Source organism: Pseudomonas sp. LFS044 (assembly GCF_047978245.1).
Taxonomy (GTDB): Bacteria; Pseudomonadota; Gammaproteobacteria; order Pseudomonadales; family Pseudomonadaceae; genus Aquipseudomonas.
Map to the genome: position 1 here is coordinate 140826 of NZ_JBFPFX010000014.1, position 20608 is coordinate 161433.

The 20608-nt window shown below is 63.4% G+C and carries 19 protein-coding genes; 6 read left to right on the plus strand and 13 right to left on the minus strand.

Translation table 11 applies throughout. The annotated features are described in order from the left end of the window. The first annotated feature begins 113 nt into the window (after positions 1 to 113). On the plus strand, positions 114 to 593 hold the full coding sequence (locus ACNQPL_RS14250; RefSeq protein ID WP_416467077.1) for a molecular chaperone Tir: 480 nt from the start codon (positions 114 to 116) through the stop codon (positions 591 to 593). Positions 594 to 625: 32 nt separating this feature from the next. Here the strand turns inward: ACNQPL_RS14250 and motB are convergent, their stop codons facing one another. Next, a complete protein-coding gene (gene motB / locus ACNQPL_RS14255) occupies positions 626 to 1669 on the minus strand; it encodes a flagellar motor protein MotB (protein ID WP_416467078.1) in 1044 nt (347 codons plus the stop codon). 3 nt (positions 1670 to 1672) lie between these two features. Continuing rightward, complete coding sequence (gene motA, locus ACNQPL_RS14260; RefSeq protein ID WP_346614820.1) at positions 1673 to 2524, minus strand: flagellar motor stator protein MotA; 852 nt, start codon at positions 2522 to 2524, stop codon at positions 1673 to 1675. Between the two features lie 130 nt (positions 2525 to 2654). On the opposite strand from motA, the gene ACNQPL_RS14265 reads away from it, so the two are divergent. The 3 genes from ACNQPL_RS14265 to asd are packed head-to-tail and all read left to right on the plus strand — an operon-like array spanning position 2655 to position 5917. Then, positions 2655 to 4190, plus strand: coding sequence for an HDOD domain-containing protein (locus tag ACNQPL_RS14265; RefSeq protein ID WP_416467079.1), 1536 nt, complete (start codon positions 2655 to 2657; stop codon positions 4188 to 4190). A 44-nt stretch (positions 4191 to 4234) separates the two neighbouring features. After that, positions 4235 to 5044, plus strand: a complete 810-nt coding sequence (locus ACNQPL_RS14270) for a rhodanese-like domain-containing protein (protein WP_416467080.1) — start codon at positions 4235 to 4237, stop codon at positions 5042 to 5044. Positions 5045 to 5053: 9 nt separating this feature from the next. Continuing rightward, a complete protein-coding gene (gene asd, locus ACNQPL_RS14275) occupies positions 5054 to 5917 on the plus strand; it encodes an archaetidylserine decarboxylase (protein WP_346614823.1) in 864 nt (287 codons plus the stop codon). 51 nt (positions 5918 to 5968) lie between these two features. On the opposite strand, the gene serB is transcribed toward asd, so the two are convergent. After that, complete coding sequence (gene serB, locus ACNQPL_RS14280; RefSeq protein ID WP_346614824.1) at positions 5969 to 7183, minus strand: phosphoserine phosphatase SerB; 1215 nt, start codon at positions 7181 to 7183, stop codon at positions 5969 to 5971. Between the two features lie 135 nt (positions 7184 to 7318). Between serB and ACNQPL_RS14285 the strand changes: the two genes are divergently transcribed. Continuing rightward, the gene (locus ACNQPL_RS14285; RefSeq protein WP_416467081.1) at positions 7319 to 8791 is read left to right on the plus strand and encodes a histidine kinase; all 1473 of its coding nucleotides are present in this window, start codon (positions 7319 to 7321) and stop codon (positions 8789 to 8791) included. A 151-nt stretch (positions 8792 to 8942) separates the two neighbouring features. On the opposite strand, the gene ACNQPL_RS14290 is transcribed toward ACNQPL_RS14285, so the two are convergent. The 9 genes from ACNQPL_RS14290 to ACNQPL_RS14330 form a co-directional block, all read right to left on the minus strand. Next, positions 8943 to 9653, minus strand: a complete 711-nt coding sequence (locus ACNQPL_RS14290; protein WP_346614826.1) for a PqiC family protein — start codon at positions 9651 to 9653, stop codon at positions 8943 to 8945. A gap of 175 nt (positions 9654 to 9828) precedes the next feature. Further along, positions 9829 to 12087, minus strand: a complete 2259-nt coding sequence (gene parC / locus ACNQPL_RS14295) for a DNA topoisomerase IV subunit A (protein ID WP_346614827.1) — start codon at positions 12085 to 12087, stop codon at positions 9829 to 9831. A gap of 10 nt (positions 12088 to 12097) precedes the next feature. Beyond that, on the minus strand, positions 12098 to 12616 hold the full coding sequence (locus tag ACNQPL_RS14300; RefSeq protein WP_346614828.1) for a retropepsin-like aspartic protease family protein: 519 nt from the start codon (positions 12614 to 12616) through the stop codon (positions 12098 to 12100). Next, complete coding sequence (locus ACNQPL_RS14305) at positions 12613 to 13599, minus strand: esterase-like activity of phytase family protein (RefSeq protein ID WP_416467082.1); 987 nt, start codon at positions 13597 to 13599, stop codon at positions 12613 to 12615. Before ACNQPL_RS14305 ends, ACNQPL_RS14300 begins: the two co-directional genes overlap by 4 nt. Then, positions 13596 to 15500, minus strand: a complete 1905-nt coding sequence (gene parE / locus ACNQPL_RS14310; RefSeq protein ID WP_346614830.1) for a DNA topoisomerase IV subunit B — start codon at positions 15498 to 15500, stop codon at positions 13596 to 13598. Before parE ends, ACNQPL_RS14305 begins: the two co-directional genes overlap by 4 nt. Before the next feature lie 35 nt (positions 15501 to 15535). Further along, a complete protein-coding gene (locus tag ACNQPL_RS14315) occupies positions 15536 to 16144 on the minus strand; it encodes a YqiA/YcfP family alpha/beta fold hydrolase (protein ID WP_416467083.1) in 609 nt (202 codons plus the stop codon). Between the two features lie 200 nt (positions 16145 to 16344). Then, entirely contained in the window at positions 16345 to 17148 is an 804-nt protein-coding gene (gene cpdA, locus ACNQPL_RS14320) for a 3',5'-cyclic-AMP phosphodiesterase (protein WP_416467084.1), read from the minus strand. A gap of 85 nt (positions 17149 to 17233) precedes the next feature. Next, positions 17234 to 17686 carry a DUF1249 domain-containing protein gene (locus ACNQPL_RS14325; protein WP_416467085.1) on the minus strand — a complete coding sequence of 151 codons (453 nt, stop codon included), beginning with the start codon at positions 17684 to 17686 and terminating at the stop codon, positions 17234 to 17236. Then, entirely contained in the window at positions 17677 to 18294 is a 618-nt protein-coding gene (locus ACNQPL_RS14330; RefSeq protein WP_416467086.1) for an NUDIX domain-containing protein, read from the minus strand. The genes ACNQPL_RS14325 and ACNQPL_RS14330 overlap by 10 nt, the downstream gene beginning before the upstream one ends. A 185-nt stretch (positions 18295 to 18479) precedes the next feature. On the opposite strand from ACNQPL_RS14330, the gene ACNQPL_RS14335 reads away from it, so the two are divergent. Then, positions 18480 to 19226 (plus strand): RsiV family protein, encoded by a 747-nt coding sequence (locus ACNQPL_RS14335; protein ID WP_416467087.1) that lies wholly within the window; start codon positions 18480 to 18482, stop codon positions 19224 to 19226. Here the strand turns inward: ACNQPL_RS14335 and cytX are convergent. Then, positions 19195 to 20478 (minus strand): putative hydroxymethylpyrimidine transporter CytX, encoded by a 1284-nt coding sequence (gene cytX / locus ACNQPL_RS14340; protein WP_416467088.1) that lies wholly within the window; start codon positions 20476 to 20478, stop codon positions 19195 to 19197. The genes ACNQPL_RS14335 and cytX overlap by 32 nt on opposite strands. Positions 20479 to 20608 lie beyond the last annotated feature (130 nt).

Consider the following 20608-nt stretch of genomic DNA (forward strand, 5'->3'; position numbering starts at 1 on the left):
TCTGTAGGAAACATTACCGGAGCGCGTAGGATCCCTCCGGTTTCACCGTCGTCTATTGCCCCGCCTGCTGCTTTCCCTGATGGTCATTACATCTATCAGGGAGGGCAACCGCGATGCCGGTTTTCATCAGCTACCGCCACGAGCAGCGGCTTGACGCCTTCATCCTCAACGAGCGCTTGCTGCACGAAGGCATTCCCGCCCAGCTGGTCCTGTTCGACAGCCCAGGGCAGACCAGCGAAGACTTGTATGGCAGCTTCTGCCAACACATGGGTGATGCGACCCACTGGATCGGCCTGCTCCCAGCCTGCATTGCGGCAGACTGGTGGACGCCCTGGCTGCTGGGCACCGCGGTCATGGCCACCCGGCGCGTGGTCTTCTACCAGGGCGATGGCGGCACGTTACCCGAATGGTTTGGCAAATGGCCGGTGATGCGCGAGCGCGCACATATCGACCTGTTCGTGCGGGCTTATCACGATGAGTGCACGTTCGAGCGGGCGATGGTGTTGCCGACAGGGCGTGGAAGCTGCACCGACAGGGACAATGCAGACTTCTTCCATGCCGACCTGAAGGCCAAGATCCGGCGGGGGTTTTGAATGCATCGGGGCCGCAAAGCGGCCCCGAGCGGTTACTGGCCCTTGGCCTCGTCCATCTTCAAGGTACCGTCCTCGAAGATGTTCAGCTTCTGGCGCAGTTCACGCGGCTGCATCGGTGCATCGCCCGCACCGGGGGCCGCCGAAGCCCCTGGGGCAGCACTACCAGGTGCGCTACCGGCAGGCGGCGTAGACGGGTTCGGCTCTGCAGCCGGGGCCTCCGGCGTGCCCTGTTCGCCCTCGATGTTGCGCTGGGCCTTCTTGGTCAGGACGATGATATCGATACGGCGGTTGACCGGGTTGAACGGGTTCTTGCGGTCGAACAGCGACGACGAGGCATAACCCACCACCCGCGCCACCTGGTCGTCCGGGTAGCCCCCGGCAACCAGCGCACGGCGCGCAGCGTTGGCGCGGTTGGCCGACAGCTCCCAGTTACCGAACTCACCACTGCCCGAATAGGGTTTGGCGTCGGTATGGCCACTGATGCTGACCTTGTTCGGCACCGCCTTGATGGTGTCGGCCATGGCCAGCAGGATGTCCTCGAAGTACGGCTGCAGGCGAGCACTGCCGATGTCGAACATCGGCCGGTTCTCGGCGTCCATGATCTGGATGCGCAGGCCGTCCTGGGTGATCTCGAACAGAATCTGGTCCTTGAACTTCTGCAGTTGCGGGTTTTCGTCGACCTTGTTCTGCAGCTCCTGCAGCAGCAATTCGAGGCGCTCGCGCTCAACCTGCTCGGCCATGGTCTCGACCTGATCCTTGTTCAGCTGGATGCTGGTATCAGGTTTTTGCTCGGACTGCTGCTCCGGGTTGATGGTCTTCTCCGGGGCGAGCTCTGGCGAGCCACCCAGGTCGATCACATAGGGGGTTCCGCTCTCGGAGAAACCGATCGGGTCCTTGAAGTAGCCGGCAATGGCGATCTTCTGCTCTGGCGTGGCAGTGGACATCAACCACAGCACCAGGAAGAACGCCATCATCGCCGTGGCAAAGTCGGCGAAGGCGATCTTCCAGGCGCCGCCATGGTGCCCGCCACCGAAGCGCTTGACGCGCTTGATGATTATCGGCTGGTTGTTTTCCATGGCTTAGCGACCGCGAACTGCTTGTTCCAGCTCGGCAAAGCTCGGGCGGTGCTTCGGATACAGCACCTTGCGCCCGAACTCGACGGCCAGCGAAGGCGGCATGCCGGAGGCCGAGGCTACCAGCGAAGCCTTGATCGACTCGTAAAGGTTGATTTCTTCCTTGGCGTCGTGCTCCAGGCACTTGGCCAACGGGCCGAAGAAGCCATACGCCGCAAGAATACCGAAGAAGGTACCGACCAGGGCCGCACCTACGTGCATGCCGATGGCCGCCTGGTCGCCCTCACCCAGCGAAGCCATGGTCACCACGATACCGAGTACTGCCGCGACAATACCGAAACCGGGCATGCCGTCGGCAATGCCGGTGACCGCGTGCGACGGGTGCTCGAGCTCTTCCTTCATGCTCAGCAGTTCCATGTCGAACAGGCCTTCGAGCTCGTGGGGCGCCATGTTGCCGGTGGACATGATGCGCAGGTAATCGCAGATGAATGCGGTCATGCGCTCATCGCCCAGCACGGCAGGGTATTTAGCGAAGATCGGGCTGGCCGCAGCGTCTTCGATATCGCTCTCGATCGCCATCATGCCTTCACGACGGCTTTTGTTGAGGATCTCGTAAACCAGGCCCAGTACTTCGAGGTAGAAGGTATGGGTGAAGCGCGAGCCGAACATCTTCATCGACTTCTTGATTACATGCATAGTCATGTAACCAGGGTTGGCCTGCATGAAAGCGCCAAAGGCTGCACCGCCGATGATCAGCACTTCAAACGGCTGAATCAGTGCCGCGATCTTGCCGTGGGAGAGCACATATCCGCCGAGCACGCTCGCGAATACGACGATGATGCCGATAATTTTAGCCATAGGTTCAAAGCACTTGCTGTCGTGGTCAGGGTGAGGGACGGGAGCTTTAAAACTCTTCTTCTACTTATCGGCAGATCTGCGCCAGACTATAGCCACTCAATGCGAAAAGCCAGTTCGGACTGATGTCAAAATGCCAATGGAATCCAAGGTGCCCACTCAGAATCCGCGTACGCTAGAGGCCTGGGTAAAGCTGCTCGACGGTATTCGCGTACCGGTGCCGAAGCAGAGTTACGACCGGGTCATGAGCGCCATCAACGATAGCCGCCGCTCGCTGCGGGACATCGCCGAACTGATGCAGGACAGCCCAGCACTGGTGCTGTCGGTGATGCGCGAGGCCAATCACCCGGCCAATGCCAGCCAGGCCGAACCCGCCGAAAGCCTGGAAATCGCCCTCAATCGCCTGGGCCTGGCGCGCACCCGAGAACTGCTTACCCGCTTGCCAGCCCTGCCGGACCACGATATCCCGCCGGTGCTGCGCCAGTTCCTGTTGATCAGCCAGCACGCTTCGCAGCAGGCCAGCGGCCTGTTCGCCAGCCGCCTGGCGCGGCTGTGGCAGGAAATTCACTGGGGCAGCCTGCTGTTCCTGTCGCCGTTGTGGCCGATGGCGCTGGCCTACCCGAAGCTGCTCGACGCCTGGGAGCTGCGGGTCATCCACAAGGGCGAAGAGGCTGCAGAGGTTGAACTGGAGCTGTTCGGCGTGCGCATCATGGCGCTGTGCCAAGCCATGGCCGAGCACTGGCGCCTGTCGCAATGGGTCACCCAGGGCTACCGCCTGCTGCTGGAAGAACGTGAACAACTGGGCCAGATCCTCAGCATCGCCCGTGACGATGACCTGCTGAGCCAGCAGCACCGCCTGGACGAAGCACCCGCCTTGAGCCGCTGGTTCAACCAACCGGCCAATACCGTGTTGCTGGCCAACAACCTGGCCCTGGCGGCCCAGGTGGGCTGGGACAACCCGCACCTGCTGCGCTGGCAACTGCTCACCGCGCTGTACCTGCAGACCTCGCTGGAAGACGTGCAACAGCAGGTCCACCAGCAGGCTGCCGCCAGTGCCCGACGCCACGCCAGGCACGCCCTGTTCCACCCCGCCGAAGCCCTGATCTGGCCTTGGCACCAGCGCCGCCCGCACCCCGACATGATCACCCCACCACCACCCTCCAGCGAGGCGCTGGGCCAGTGGCGCAAGCTGTGCCAGGAACTGCTGGCCAAGCCCAGCCCCTTTACCAATACCGTGCACCTGGCTACCCAGGCCCGCGAGGCGTTGCTGGCCTGTGGCATGCAGCGCATCATGCTGCTGACGCTGGACAGGGCCAACGACGCCCTGCGCGTACAGCAAACCGCCGGCCTGCCCAAGGAAGCCGAAGCCATCGCCTTGCCCATCCCGCAGAACAAGCTGCTGCAGAAGCTGGTAGGCCAAGCCGCGCAATTGCGCCTGACGCCAGAAAACCATGCCCAACTTTCGGCCTTGATGCCGGCCCCGCTGCGCGCTTTCTTCCGCAGCGAACACCTGCTGTTGCGCTCAATGGCAGTGGGTGACCAGGTGCTGATGCTGGCGGTGGCCGACCAGGGCGGCAAGCCGCTGGCCGATGTCAGCGTGCAAGCTTTTGGCAAAACCGCGCAATGTATCGAGCGTGCGCTCGCTGTGTTTGCCAACCGCAATGCCTGACCCTTGCGCTACAATCGCACCTCTTTCCACACTGGAGACCGTGGATGACTGATTTTGCCGGACTGCCGCTGGTGATCGAGCCTGCGGACCTGCTGCCGCGCCTGGGTTCGCCCCAGCTGATCCTGGTCGACCTGAGCAGCGCCAACCGCTATGTCAGCGGGCATATTGCGGGCGCGCGCTTCGTCGAAGGCAAACGCACCCAGCTGGGCCTGCCACCCGCGCCGGGGTTGCTGCCGGCGCTGGCCGACCTGGAAAAACTGTTCAGCGAGCTCGGTCACCGCGATGACGCGGTTTACGTGGTGTATGACGATGAAGGCGGCGGCTGGGCCGGGCGCTTCATCTGGATGCTCGATGTCATCGGTCACCCGCACTACCACTACCTTAATGGCGGTATCCAGGCCTGGCCGGCAGACAAGCTGGTGACCGAAGTACCAGCGCCAGCCAATACGCCTGTGCGCTTGCACCTGCACGGCGAGCCGACCGCCACCCGCGAATACCTGCAAAGCCGCCTGGGCGCCGACGACCTGGTGATCTGGGATGCCCGAGGCCCACAGGAATTCAACGGTGAAAAAGTCCTGGCCGCCAAAGGCGGGCATATTCCCGGCGCGATCAACTTCGAGTGGACCGCTGGCATGGACCTCAACGACCACCTGCGCATCCGCCAGGACATCAAGCAAGTCCTCCTGCAACTGGGCATCACCCCCGACAAGGAAGTGATCACCCATTGCCAGTCACACCGCCGCTCCGGTTTCACTTACCTGGTGGCCAAGGCCCTCGGCTACCCACGCGTCAAGGCTTACGCCGGCTCGTGGAGCGAATGGGGCAACCACCCGGACACGCCTGTAGAAGTCTAAGGAACCTGCATGAAATCCCGTTTGTTCATCATCAGCCAGTACCTGCTGCCGCACCACCTGCTGTCGCGGCTCGCCGGCTGCGTTGCCGAGTGCCGCGCACGCTGGTTCAAAAACGCCTTCACCGCCTGGTTCGCCAAGCGCTACCAGGTGAACATGAACGAGGCACTGGTCGAAGACCTGACCGCCTACGAGCACTTCAACGCGTTCTTCACCCGCGCCCTGAAGCCAGGCGCGCGCCCGCTGGACGAAACCCCGGGCGCCATCCTCTGCCCGGCCGACGGTGCCGTGAGCCAGCTGGGCCCGATCGAGCACGGTCGTATCTTCCAGGCCAAGGGCCACAGTTTCAGTGCCCTGGAGCTGCTCGGCGGCGACCCGGCCCTGGCTGCACCGTTCATGGGCGGCGAGTTCGCCACCATCTACCTGTCGCCGAAAGATTACCACCGCGTGCACATGCCGCTGGCCGGCACCCTGCGTGAGATGGTCTACGTGCCTGGGCGGCTGTTCTCGGTCAACCAGACCACGGCGGAAAACGTCCCTGAGCTGTTTGCCCGCAACGAGCGTGTGGTGTGCCTGTTCGACACCGAGCGTGGCCCGATGGCTGTTGTACTGGTCGGCGCGATGATCGTGGCCTCGATCGAGACCGTGTGGGCTGGCCTGGTCACGCCGCCGAAGCGTGAGCTGAAAACCTTCCGCTACGACGAAGGCAGCCGTGCACCCATTCACCTGGAAAAAGGTGCGGAGTTGGGCCGCTTCAAGCTGGGCTCCACGGCCATCGTGCTGTTCGGGCCGGAGCAAGTGAAGTGGGCTGAAAACCTGGGTGCAGGTTCGGCAACCCGCATGGGTGAGCTGCTGGCGGTGCCTGCGCAGGCCTGATTGCCTGGTAGAGACAGTTGGGGCCGCTATTGCGGCCCCTTTTGTTTCAGCTCAACCGCGGGCGTCGCGGTCGCGCAGCCCCAGCAGATACAACACACCATCCAGGCCCAAGGTCGAAATGGCCTGCTTGGCCGACTGGCGTACCAGCGGCTTGGCACGGAATGCCACACCCAGGCCGGCCAGCGAGAGCATCGGCAGGTCGTTGGCACCATCACCCACGGCAATGGTCTGTTCCAGCTGCAGCCCCTCCTCATTCGCCAGCTGCTGCAGCAGCTCAGCCTTGCGCTGGGCGTCGACGATTGGCTCGATGGCCACGCCGGTGACCTTGCCGTCGACCACTTCCAGCTCGTTGGCGAACACATAATCGATGCCCAGGCGCGCCTGTACCTGCTTGGCAAAGTAGGTGAAGCCACCGGACAGGATTGCCGTCTTGTAGCCCATGCGCTTGAGTTCGGCGAACAGGTTTTCGGCACCTTCGGTCAGGCGCAGGGAAGCACCGATCTGGTCCAGCACGCCGACATCCAGGCCTTTGAGCAGCGCCATGCGCTCCTTGAAGCTGGCGCGGAAGTCGAGCTCGCCGCGCATCGCCCGCTCGGTAATGGCCGACACCTGCTCGCCGACACCCGCCGCCTTGGCCAGCTCATCGATCACCTCAGCCTCGATCAGCGTCGAGTCCATGTCGAACACGGCCAGGCGGCGATTGCGACGGAACAGGTCGTCCTTCTGGAAGGCGATGTCGATGTTCAGCGCTTCGGACAACGCGAAGAAGTCGGCGCGCAGCGCCTGGGCATCGCTTGGCTCGCCGCGCACGGAAATCTCCAGCGCCGCCTTGCCTTTGTCACCCTGGGCATCCAAGGCAACACGGGCAGACAGACGCTCGATACGCTCGATGGTCAAACCATACTCGCTGATGACCGCGCTGACGCGCTGCAGCTGCTCGGGGGTGATCTTGCGGCTGAGCAAGGTGGCGATGTAGCGCGGGTCACCCTGGCCATCGGCCCAGTGCTGGTAGTCCGCTTCGGAAATCGGCGTGTAGCGGGCCTGCAAATTCAGCTCGTGGGCCTTGGATTGCACGCTTTGCAGCAGGCTGGTGGCCACTTCGTTATCCGGGATATCGACCAGAATGCCGAACGACAACGTGCCGTGCATGACCGCCAGGCCGATGTCGAGGATGTTCACACCGCCCTGGAGCAGGACGCCGGTAATTGCGGCAGTGAGACCGGGGCGGTCCTCACCGGTGATGTTGATCAGGACGATTTCGCGCACAACCTGGCTCCGACTTCGATGAAAAATGCGCATTCTACCGATTTTCCGTGACCATCGGGCGCCAACGATACTTTGCCGACAAAACTCTGATCGCTATACTGCGCAACACTTTCATGCCATTAAGAGCCGCGCTCTGTGAACCGGCCCACGCCCGTCAAACCAGACAACTTCTTCCTCATGATCTTCCGTGCCCTGCGCCAACGTCGCGTTCCACTGGCACTGCGCATCGCCAGCACCAATATATTCCTGGTGGCGCTGGCGCTGGTGATCTATGCCTGCGTAATGGGCCTGCAGTTCAAGCAGGCCATGCACGAGCAGGCGGATGCCCTTGGCCAGAGCCTGACCACCCAGACCGCCACCTCGGCGACCGAGCTGCTGGTGTCCAACGACATCCTCAGCCTCAACGTGCTGCTGGGCAACCTGGTGAAGAACCCGCTGGTGGCCCATGCGGCCATCTACAGCGTGGACAACCGCATCCTGGCCGAGGCCGGGCAGCGGCCGCGCAATAGCCTGCTGGGGGAAGCTGAAGGTCTGTACCAGACCAAGATCACCTTCCAGGACGTGACTGCCGGGCAACTGCGCATCAGCCTGGACATGAGCCAGTTCCAGCAGCCGATGCTGATCAGCCTGCAAAGCATGGGCATTCTTGCCGCGATCCTGCTGGCACTGGCGTTGAGCCTGAGCCTGCGCCAGGGCCGCCACATCACCCTGCCGCTGCTGCAGCTGCGGGTATGGCTGCGTGATCCGCACCCGTACACCCCGGCGACTGATCGCCAGGATGAGATCGGCGATATCGCTCGCCAGCTGCATGCCCGCCTGGCCCCGCCGCCGCCCCCGGAGCCTGAGCCTGAGCCGGAGGAAGAACACGAAGAGGACGAATTCGACGACCTGCACGAGGTTGCGGCGCCCGTTAAAGTTGCGCCACGCGCCAAGGTTACCGCCCTGGCCGAAGATGAAGACGACGATGAGGCTTTTGCCGGCCTACTGGACAACGAAGAACCCGCGCCTAAAGCAGCCGTGGTCGAGTCCGACGAACCTCAGCACTCTGCAGTGCTGGCCGTGCAGCTGGGCTCCCAGGAACAACTGCGCCGCCTGCCGCGCACCCGCCTGACCGAGCTGCTGGAGCGTTACCGCGACTGCCTGGAACAGGCCGCATCGCTGTATGAAGGCGACACCTACACGCTCAACGATGGCAGCACACTGGTGTTGTTCCACAGCCGCGACTGCGGCGAGGACTACCTGACCAACGCGATCTGCTGCGGCGAGCTGTTGCGCGCCCTGGGCCATGCCCTGCAGATCGAGGTGGCAGACAGCGGCATCACCCTGCAACTGCAACTGGGCCTGGCTTTGGGTGGCGACCTGCATGGGTTGGAGCAGGTTGACCTGCTGATGACGGAAAAGGCCCAGGATGCCCTGGCGCTGTCCCAGCACAGCCGCAATCTGTTGCTGGTGGAGCGGCAGATCAGCGATGACGCACTGATTCGTCAGCGCGCTCGCATTCGGCCGATTGCCAGCCCTGAGGGGGCCTGCTGTGTGGAGCGGTTGATGGAGCCTTACCCGTCAATGCTGGAGCGGCAGCTGGCGCGCATGCACGAGCGCCGGGCCTAGCCCCGAGCTGCCCTCATCGCCGGCAAGCCGGCTCCTACAAGAATCTGCAGCGCTGCAGACATGGTGGGAGCCGGCTTGTCGGCGATGAGGCCACCACAGGCCCACAAAAAAGCCCGCACATGTGCGGGCTTTTTCTTATCTGGCCTAACTGTCAGAACCGATAGACTTCCATATCGGTACGGATCGGTGAAGCCATCGGGATCTTCGACTTCTCTGGCGCTTTCTTGACCTGAACCGGTGCAGCGGGCTTCTTGGGTGCCTCATCGGCAATTGCAGGCTGATTGGCGAGCGGCTTGACCGCACTGCTCAACTGCTCTGCCAGCTTCTGCAGCAGCTTGCCTTGGGCCTGCACCTGCGACGACTCGCTACCTTCATGCGGTTGCTCGAGGTGAACGATGCGGTTGTCACGCACATGGCCGCGGCGGTCGAGCAAACGCCATTGGGCGTCTAGAATGGCCGGCTGGTTCTTGCCCGAGTCCAGGCGGGTGATCGACAGCAATACCTGCACGTCCGGCGAGAAGCCGGTGCTGGCGGGGGCCAGGACTACGCGCTGGCTGTCCAGCCGCCAGGCCAGCTGGCGAACCAGCAGCTGGTCGATGTCTGCCGACAGGCTACCCGCCCAACGACCGTCCGTCGCTGAACTCAGGCTGCCATCAGTCTGACGCTGCAAAAAGGTTTCGCGCTGAAGGTAATCGGCGACCGACACCGGGCCGAGCACCACGGCCATGCCCGCACTCTGTGAAGGCTGGCCAGGATCACCGCTGTCGAGCTGATACAGGGCAACCGGCTGATGCATGCTGCATCCGCTCAGCCCCAGCAAGCCCGTCATCAACAGCGCAAATGGAAGGCGCAGAAATTTCATTCATCCCATCCAGGCGGTCGCCACCAGGCTAACCGCAGTGATACTGATATAGATTCAATCGGGCACACAGCCACGCTGGCTCCGAAGGGGCACTATCATCCGCGAAATATCGGTCCGACTCCAGCATTTCTGCCTGGAACGGCGCTGAAATTGCCGTTCCAGACATTTCACTCGGTTACGCCGGACCTTCCACCTGCAACCCGTCGACACGCTGGAACCCGCGTGGCAGCTTGCTGCCGCGCCGGCCGCGCTCGCCTTTGTAATGCTCAAGGTCATCTGGTTTCAAAGACAGGGTACGCTTGCCAGCTTGCAAAACAAGTGTCGCGCCCTCGGCGATTACGGCCAAATCTGTAACATATTCTTCACGACTGGCAACCCGATCACCGGGCACACCGATGATCTTGTTGCCCTTGCCTTTACCTAGCTGTGGCAGGTCGGCCACCTTGAACACCAGCAAGCGGCCTTCGGTGGTCACTGCCGCCAGCCAGTCCTGTTCACGGTTGGCCACAGGCCTCGGGCTGATGACTTTGGCGCCGTTCGGCAGGCTGAGCAGCCCTTTGCCGGCCTTGTTCTTGGCCTGCAGGTCCTCACCTTTGACCACGAAGCCGTAACCGGCGTCGGAAGCCACCACATACAACGCATCATCCTCAGGCAGCAGCACGCACTCGAAGGTCGCCCCCGGTGGCGGCGTCAAGCGCCCGGTCAGCGGCTCGCCCTGGCCACGTGCCGACGGCAGCGTGTGCGCTGCCACCGAATAGCTGCGGCCGGTGGAGTCGATCAGCACGGCGAACTGGTTGGAACGCCCAGCTGCTGCCGCTTTGAAACCATCCCCCGCTTTGTAGGAAAGGCCTGTGGCATCGATGTCATGGCCTTTGGCACAGCGTACCCAGCCTTTTTCCGACAGCACGACAGTGACCGGCTCGGTCGGCATCAGCTCGTTTTCCGACAATGCCTTGGCTTCGCTGCGCTCGACGATCGGCGAACGGCGGTCGTCGCCGTAAGTCTCGGCGTCCTTGATCAGTTCGCTGCGTACCAGCTTGCGCAGCTTGGCATCGCTGCCGAGCAGGGCCAGCAGTTTGGCCTGCTCCTTGAGCAGCTCGTCCTGCTCGCCGCGGATTTTCATCTCCTCCAGGCGGGCCAACTGACGCAAACGCGTTTCAAGAATGTAATCGGCCTGGATTTCGGTCAGGTCGAAACGGGCGATCAGGGCCTGCTTGGGGTGTTCCTCAGTGCGGATGATGTGGATCACTTCATCCAGGTTGAGGAATGCGGTGAGCAAACCTTCCAACAGGTGCAGGCGCTTCTCGACCTTTTCCAGGCGGTGCTGCAGGCGACGACGAACGGTACCAATCCGGTACTGCAGCCACTCCAGCAGCAAGGCGCGCAGGTTTTTCAGCTGCGGCCGACCATCCAGGCCGATGATGTTGACGTTGACCCGGTACGTGCTTTCCAGCTCGGTGGTGGCGAACAGGTGCTGCATCAGCTCGTCGGCATCCACCCGGTTGGAGCGCGGAATGATGACGATGCGGCAGGGGTTTTCGTGGTCCGATTCATCACGCAGGTCGGCGACCATCGGCAGCTTCTTGGCCTGCATCTGCGCGGCAATCTGCTCCAGCACCTTGGCCCCGGAGACCTGGTGTGGCAGAGCAGTAACGACGATGTCGCCATCTTCCACCCGGTACACGGCGCGCATGCGGATCGAACCACGGCCGCTTTCGTAGATCTTGAGGATCTCGGCCCGCGGCGTGATGATCTCGGCTTCGGTCGGGTAGTCCGGCCCCTGAATATGCTCGCACAACTGCTCGAGGGTGGCCTTGGGCTCGTCGAGCAGGCGCACGCAGGCGCTGGCGACCTCACGCAGGTTGTGCGGTGGCACGTCGGTAGCCATGCCCACAGCGATGCCAGTGGTACCGTTGAGCAGGATGTTCGGCAGGCGCGCCGGCAACACTGCAGGCTCCTGCAGCGTGCCATCGAAGTTCGGCACCCAGTCCACGGTGCCCTGGCCCACTTCGCTCAGCAGCACTTCGGAATAGCGAGACAAGCGCGCTTCGGTGTAACGCATGGCGGCGAACGACTTCGGGTCGTCCGGCGCACCCCAGTTACCCTGGCCGTCCACCAGGGTGTAGCGGTAGCTGAACGGCTGCGCCATCAGCACCATGGCTTCGTAGCAGGCCGAATCGCCGTGGGGGTGGAATTTACCAAGCACGTCACCGACGGTACGCGCCGACTTCTTGTGCTTGGCATCGGCATCGAGCCCCAACTCACTCATGGCATAGACGATGCGTCGCTGCACAGGCTTCAGGCCGTCGCCGATATGCGGCAGGGCCCGGTCCATGATCACGTACATGGAGTAGTTGAGGTAGGCCTGTTCGGTGAAGTCAGCCAGCGAACGGCGTTCGACGCCGTCGAGGCTGAGTTCCAGTGGGTCGCTCATGCGGGCCTCGTTATTTCAGGTTCTGGCGCAGCAGCATGGTGCCGCCGCGCTGGGTAAATTCAAGTTGTTTCAGCGCGCTCATGCCGAGCAGCACGGTCTGCCCATCCAGCCCCGGCACCACCAGCGCACGCACGCCCTGCAGGCGAATGTCGCCCAGTTGCAGGCTGTCCAGCCGGGTGCGGTAGCCTTCGGTACGGCCGTTGGCGGTACTGAGGATGACCGGGCTGCCACGTTGCAGGTCGAGCTCACGGGCCAGCACCTCGGGGATCGCCACATCGGTGGCGCCGGTGTCGAGCATGAAGTGCACAGCCTTGCCATTGATCGCACCGTCAGCCACGAAGTGGCCTTGGCCATTGCTCAACAGCCGCACCTCGATGAAGCCTTCGCCGTGTGCCGACTGCACCTGGGTATTGGGGTTGCGTTCACGCGCCTCCCACTCACCGAAAAAGCGCGTGGCCAGGAACATCGCCGCTGCCCAGGCAAGGACCATCAGTACCCTGCCCGCACGCTTGCCCGGCGGCTGGCTCATGGCTTGGCGCTCCAGCCGCCTTCGGGCGCTGTGAAGCGCCAGACCACCGGCCGGCTTTCGCCATCGGCCCGGTCACCGTTATTGTTGTCCAGGCCGATCCAGGCACCCTTGGCATCGATGACCAGCGCTTCGGCGAGGCCGAACGGCTGATCGTAGCGGCGCTCGGGCACCAGCGCTTCGGCGGCAAACGACCAGCAGCGCTCGACCTTGCCGCTGTCGGCATCACGCCGGCAAATGCGGTAGGCATTGCGTTCGAGGGTGAACAGCTTGCCTTCGAACCAGGCCAGGTCGGCAAAATCACGCGAAAGCGCACGGGCATTGGGCATTTGCGGCGGTTGCATTTCGACGCCGGCCTCGCTCAGCAGCACGCAACTGCGCCCGCAGGTCCACACCGATTGCTGGCGCTCTATCTTCACCAGGCCGCGACGCTCGCGCTCGGCCGCCAGCCACAGGCGGTCACCCTGCGGGTTGATCGCCAGGCCTTCGAACAAGGCGTTGAAGTGCAGCAGCATGCCGCTGGCACGGGCCTGGCGAATCATCGCCGGGTCGATTTTCAGCCAGTCCGGCTCGCCGTCTACCGGCAGTTGCAGCACCGCCGCATGGGCCTCGCTGACCAAGTAGATAGTGCCGGCCTGGTCGCAGGTAATGCCTTCATAATCCAGCTCGCCGCCGCGGATGTACGACACCGCCCAGTTGCGCGACTTCAGCCCCCAGGGCAAGCCGCTTTCCGGCACCGGTGGCGGGGTGAAGGTCAGAGGCTGGGCGCGCCATACCCCGTTCTGCTGATCAAAGCGGTAGATACGGTCGTCATCACGGTCGGAAACACCCCACAAGGCGCCCCGGCACCAGGCCAGGCCCGAGAGGTTACCGCCGCGCATGCCATCGATCGGGTGCCCGGACGCCAGCTTCAGCTCCGGCCAGTTGCCTGCCAGGCTCGGCAGGGCAACCAGCGCTAGGAAAAAGGCGGCAAGCAGACGAATCAAACCATGACCTCAGCCAGGTTACCTTTGGTCTCCAGCCAGCTCTTGCGGTCACCGGCGCGTTTCTTGGCGAGCAGCTTGTCCATCAGCTCGCAGGTGGCTTCGACGTCTTCCAGGGTCAGCTGGACCAGGCGCCGCGTGTTCGGGTCCATGGTGGTTTCGCGCAGCTGCGGCGGGTTCATCTCGCCCAGGCCTTTGAATCGGGTGACCTGTGGCTTGCCGCGCTTCTTCTCGGCCACCAGGCGGTCGAGGATGCCGTCACGCTCCGGCTCGTCCAGGGCGTAGTAGATTTCCTTGCCCAGGTCGATGCGGTACAGCGGCGGCATGGCGACGTAGACGTGGCCGGCCTCGACCAACGGGCGGAAGTGCTGAACGAACAGCGCGCACAGCAAGGTCGCGATGTGCAGGCCGTCCGAGTCGGCGTCGGCGAGGATGCAGATCTTGCCGTAGCGCAGCTGCGACAGGTCGACAGCGCCTGGGTCGACGCCGATGGCCACGGCGATGTTGTGCACTTCCTGGCTGGCCAGAACTTCGCCACCGTCCACTTCCCAGGTGTTGAGGATCTTGCCGCGCAGCGGCAGGATGGCCTGGAATTCCTTGTCCCGCGCCTGCTTGGCCGAACCACCCGCAGAATCGCCCTCGACCAGGAACAGCTCGGCGCGCATCGGGTCCTGCCCTGCGCAGTCGGCCAGCTTGCCCGGCAGCGCCGGCCCCTGGGTGACGCGCTTGCGCTCGACCTTCTTGCTGGCCTTGAGGCGACGGCCGGCGTTGCTGATGGCCAGTTCCGCCAACTGCATGCCCAGTTCAGGGTGCGCGTTGAGCCACAAGCTGAAGGCGTCCTTGACCACACCGGAGACGAACGCCGCGGCCTCGCGGGAGGACAGGCGCTCTTTGGTCTGCCCGGAGAACTGCGGCTCCTGCATTTTCATCGAAAGGACGAAGGTAATGCGTTCCCAGACGTCTTCCGGCGCCAGCTTGACCCCGCGCGGCAACAGGTTGCGGAACTCGCAGAACTCGCGCATGGCATCGAGCAGGCCTTGGCGCAAGCCGTTGACGTGAGTACCGCCCTGGGCGGTGGGGATCAGGTTGACGTAGCTTTCCTGAACGCTGTCGCCGCCTTCGGGCAGCCACAGCAGGGCCCAGTCCACGGCCTCCTTGTTACCGGCCAGGCTGCCGCAGAACGGCTCGTCAGGCAGGCGCAGGTATTCACTGACCGAGTCGACCAGGTAGGAACGCAGGCCGTCCTCATAATGCCACTCGACTTTCTCGCCGCTGGCCTTGTCCTCGAAGCTGACCAGCAGGCCCGGGCACAATACGGCCTTGGCTTTGAGCACATGCTTGAGGCGGCTGATGGAAAACTTCGGCGAATCGAAATACTTGGGGTCGGGGCTGAAGTACACGCTGGTACCGGTGTTGCGCTTGCCGACCGTACCGACCACTTCCAGTTCACTGGCCTTGAAGCCGTCGGCGAAGGTCATCTGGTACTCGTTGCCGTCACGTTTGACGCGCACGCGCACCTGGGTCGACAGGGCATTGACCACCGAAATGCCAACACCGTGCAGGCCGCCGGAGAACTGGTAGTTCTTGTTGGAGAACTTGCCGCCGGCGTGCAGTTTGGTGAGGATCAGCTCGACGCCCGACACGCCCTCTTCGGGGTGGATATCCACCGGCATGCCGCGGCCGTCGTCGCTGACCTCCAGCGAGTGGTCGGCATGCAGGATGACCTGCACCGAACGCGCGTGGCCAGCCAGGGCTTCGTCGACACTGTTGTCGATGACTTCCTGGGCCAGGTGGTTCGGCCGGCTGGTATCGGTGTACATGCCCGGCCGTTTGCGGACCGGGTCAAGGCCGGAGAGGACTTCGATGGCGTCTGCGTTATAGGCGCTAGCGCTGGGATTGGCCATGGGTTCTCGTCGTCAGTCTGGTGAATGCAAAAAGATCAAAATACAGAAAAGTCGAGCGCTGCATACTGCCCCCGGGCAACCCCGGCAAAGGCCAGCAGCGCCGGCATCTGCTGTGCAAAGCCCTGGTAGCTGTGGTCGCCGCCGGCCTGGATGCGCAGCGCGCAGGCACGGTAGTAATGCTCGGCGTGGCGATAGTCCAGGGTTTCATCGGCCGTCTGCAACCATACTTGATATCGGCCGGCATCCGTGGGGGCGGGCACTTCCAGCTCGGCCAGGGCCTGTACGTGGTCGTGGGTCAGCTCCCAGGTTTCGTCGGTGTAGTGGTTGCGCTGCGTGCCCAGGTAACCGTCGAACAGCTTGTGCGGCGTGACCGCCGGGTTGATCAGCAGCGCCTTCAGGCCATGACGCTCGGCCAGCCAGGTGGCATAGTAGCCGCCGAGCGAACTGCCCACCAGCAAGGGGGCGCCCAACTCGGCGATGGCTGCTTCAAGCTGTGCGATGGCCTGGCGCGGGTGATGGTGCAGGGCGGGGACGCGCAAGTGGTCCGCAAGGCCTAGCTGCTGCATCACAGCTTCGAGCTGACGCGCCTTGGTGGAGAGCGGTGAGCTGTTCAAGCCATGGATATAGAGGATGGAACCCGACATGCTGCCCCCGAAATCTGTGGCTTCGCGCCCAATGGTGCGGGCGCAGGGATGCGCAGTGTAGCGCGTTCGCCGTGTTTTGGCGTAGCGGTGGGATTTTCGCAACAATTTCTCAGCTACGGCTGTGGGCTGTGCGCCCCATCGCCGGCAATCCGGCTGCCACCAGGAGCGCATCGATTCAAACCCTGTGCAGCATCTCCACATCAATAGCCCGGGCTGTCGAAGTCGAGCTTCACCTCGAAGTCCAAGGCCCGCTCCACCCCCGTCTCCAACCGCCCGTCAGCGTACAGGCGCAACCAGCGGTAGCCCGGCTGCTCCTCGCTCACCTTGAAGTCCTCGCTGCGCGGGGCGAACTGGATGCAGGTCGACGGCGTGGCCAGCAGGCGCAAACCGCCGCGCAGCGCGTCCCATTCCTGGTGGATATGCCCCCAGAGCAACGCTTTCACGTGTGGACGACCCTCAAGCCGACGCAGCAATTCATCGGCATTGCGCAAGCCGATCGGTGCGATCCATGCACAACCGATATCCACGGGTTGATGGTGGCAACAGACCAGGCAGTAGCGCTCACCTGCTGATTCAAGCGCATCATCGAGCAACGACAGCTGGTCCGGCCCGAGCAGCCCATGGGTAGCACCGAGCACGGCCGAATTGAGCATTACCACGCGCCAGGCGCCCACATCGGTAACCGCCTGCACCAGGTCCGGGGCTACCTCGGCCATGACCCTGGCTTCATCATGGTTGCCCGGCAACCAGCGAGTGGGCACGGCGAACTCGGCTGTAAGCTCGCGAAACGCCTGATACGACGCAACGCTGCCATCCTGAGACAAGTCACCGGTGCACAACAGCAGGTCGATGCGCGGCTGTTCACGCCGCACCTGGCCGATCACGTGGCGCAGGCTGTCGCGGGTCCGCAGGCCCAGCAGCGTGCCCGCAGGGTCTGCGAACAGGTGAGCGTCGGTCAGTTGCACCACGTGTACGGGTGCCTGGGAAGGGTCTGGGTGCGGCACCGGCCGTCTCCTCGTGCGGATTCAGCAGGAATTATGGCGGGGGAATGGTTGCGAGCAAACACCCGAAACCAACCGCCATCACATTTCAGCGCACACTTGCCAGTTCGTGGCCGCAGGCCAGGCAGTGGCTCAGCCATTCGCCGAGGAACAGGTTGAGCTGGGCCTTCTCATCCGGTTGGTGCATGGCATCGTTAGGATACGGGTAGATGCTGCGCAGGCGCCGGGTATGTTCGGCGCTGATCACTTCGGCCATGCGCGCATCGTGGTACACCTGCACCTCCAGGTGCGGCACCGGCAGCCAAGGCAGGCTGTGCTCCTGGCGTACCCGCAGGGTTGTGGTGTAGGGGCAGGCAAGCACCACGTCGAGCACCAGCACGCCCAGCATCTGGTCGCCCTGGGTCATGCCGATGCGCCGCGAGCACTGGGTGGTGCGCATGTCGGGCAGCAGGCGCATGAGCCGGGCGTAGTTGGCCTCGCAGGCTGCCTGCAGCCCGGCCAGATCGACCCGATAACGCTCACGCAGCAGGTTCACTTCCACATACCTCGTACTTCATCGCGGTTGAGCGCCAGCCATTGCAGGCCGATGATGGTCGCCGCATTGCAGATGCGCCCGTCGCGCACAGCCTGCAAGGCATCTTCGAACGACCAGACACGCACGCGGATATCCTCGCCCTCTTCTTCCAGGCCGTGCAAGCCACCGGCGGCTTCGCTGCTGCAATGGCCGAGGAACAGGTGCACGTATTCATCGCTGCCACCCGGTGACGGGAAATAGCGCGTCATTGGCCACAGCGCGCTGAAAGTCAGGCCGGCTTCTTCTTCGGCTTCGCGGTGGGCGACTTCTTCTGGCTGTTCGTCCTTGTCGATCAGGCCGGCAACCAGCTCGATCAGCCAAGGGTTGTCGGTTTTGCCCAGCGCGCCAACGCGGAACTGCTCGATCAGCACCACTTCGTCGCGCTGGGGATCGTAGGGCAGCACGCACACGGCATCGTGGCGCACGAACAGTTCGCGGCTGATTTCGCGGCCCATGCCCCCGGCAAACAGTTCATGGCGCAAGCGCAGCTTGTCGAGCTTGTAGAAGCCCTGGAAGCAATTGGCCCGCTCGATGACCTCGAAGCCCTTGGGCACTGAATTCAACACGTCTGACATGGAAATCCTCATTACCTCAAATACTGCTTCGCGCCATCCTACTCTGCACGACTGCCCGTTTCACCCCCTTCCGGCAACCGTTCGCGCGGTCGGGACAGCGGGCCTGCTCTCTGTTAGCTTAGTGGCGAACTGAAGGCCGCGCAGGCGGTCAAAGGCCGACTTTTCCCTGTACTGCAAGGATCATCATGACACTTGTCAAACTGACCTCCGTGGCTGTGCTGGCCTTGGCCCTGGGTGCCTGCCAGAGTCTGTTCACGCCCAATTACCGGGCCCCGCTTGAGGTCAAGCGTGACGCCTGGGAGCATGTGAAACCGGGGTGCAGCGCCAGTGACTGCCCGCTGGTGAACATCGACACCATCCACTTCCCGGACCTGCCCAAGCTCGACGGCATCGTCGAAAAACGCCTGTTGCAATTGACCGAAGACAACCAGCATGGCACCGCGCCCAGCACTTTGCAGGCGTATGAGCAGCAATACCTGGCCAACGCCGACAAACGTAACAGCAGCTACCTGCAAGCCAAGGTACGCGAACAGCATGACGGGCTGGTGATCATCGAATTGTCGAGCTACCTCGACAGCGGTGGTGCCCACGGCATGCCAGGCCGCGGCTTCATCAACTACTCGCGCAAGCTGGACAAGGAGCTGACCCTGCAGGACATGCTGCTGCCAGGCCAGGAAGACGCCTTCTGGAAGACGGTCGAGGAATCGCACCGCGCCTGGCTGATCAGCGTGGGCATGGACAAGGACGCCGAGTTCGTCAAAACCTGGCCATTCAAGAAGTCGCCGCACATCGCCCTGACGTACGGCGCGGTGGTGGTCAAGTACGAGGTCTACTCCATCGCGCCCTATTCCATGGGCCACGTGGAACTGAAGCTGCCCTACCCTCGCCTCAATGGCGTGCTCAAGCCTGAGCTGTTTCCCGGCCGCGGCTGAAGCTCAACAGCAGGTGCAGCCCACCTGCCAGCAGCAATGCTGGCAGGGTCGCACCTAGCTCCGGGGCTTGCGCGGCGATGATGTGATAAGCCGCAACGCCCACCGCCCAGGCCAGCAGTGCCTGCCAATGCCAGCCATCAACCTGCGCAGGCAAGCGGCGGCGGCGGATCACGTAGTGGTCCACCAGTACCACGCCGAACAGCGGTGCGAACACCGAACCAATCAAGAGCAGGAAGTTCTCGTACTGGGCCAGTGGCGCCAGCAAGGCGATCAGGGTGCACAGCACACCGATGGCCAGCGCCAGGTGCTCGACCTTCACGCGAACCAGCAAGCCGGTCGATACGGCTGCCGAGTGGATATCGGCAAAGGCCTTCTCCGATTCGTCCAGCAGAATCAACAGCAACGGAATCCCCATACCGGCACCCGCCAGGGCCAGCAGCAGCGCGTTTGCCTCACCGCTTGGTGCAAAAGCCAGGGTGTAGGCCACGCCCAGGCTCATCAGCCAGGTATTGCCAATGAAGTAACCGAGCACGGTGCCACCGAACACATGCTTGCCGTTGCGGGCGAAGCGCGAGTAGTCGGCAATCAGGGGCAACCATGACAGCGGCATGGCGATGACGATGTCGAAGCCGACAGCCAGCGACATCGAGCCGTCACCCGCCCGGTTCCACAACTCACCCAGGTCGGCCTTGGCCAACAGGTTCCAGGTCAGCCACAAGCAGGCGCCCAGCAGCACCCAGATGCCCCACTTGCGCAGCACCTTGCGCACGAACGCCAGCGGCCCGCTGACCGCGAGCAGGGTAGCCAGGCCACCGAAGCACAGGGTCCAGAACATCGGGCTGTTCCACAGGCTGCCTTCGCCGAAGGTGCGCGCCCCCAGCAGGCTGGCGGCGTCACGCATGACGATGATCTCGAACGCGCCCCAGCCCACCAGTTGCAGCAGGTTGAGCAAAGCCGGCAGACGCGCCCCGTGGCTACCCAGGCCAAGCCGCAGGGTGGCCATGGCGGACAGGCCGGTGTCGCTGCCGATGACGCCCGCGGCCCCCAGCAACAGCACGCCCACACCGGTGCCGAGGGCGATGGCCAGTACTGCGCCGGCCAGGCCAAGGCCCGGGGCGAGCATGGCGCCCACTTGCAGGACCATCAGGCCGATGCCGAGGGAGAACCACAGCGAGAACAGGTCGCGGCCGCCGAACGGGCGCTGGTGGGTGGGGACCGGGTGGTCGGGGGAGAAATGGCTGGGGGTTGTCATTGTTGTATCGCCGAAAGAGTTAAGTGAGCCAAACCCGTGAATCGGGCCAGTTGGGCTGCTTAGCAGCCCATCGCCGGCCAGCCCGCGCCCACAGGTACAGCGCCGCCCGGGCCATGCGCGAATACAGTAG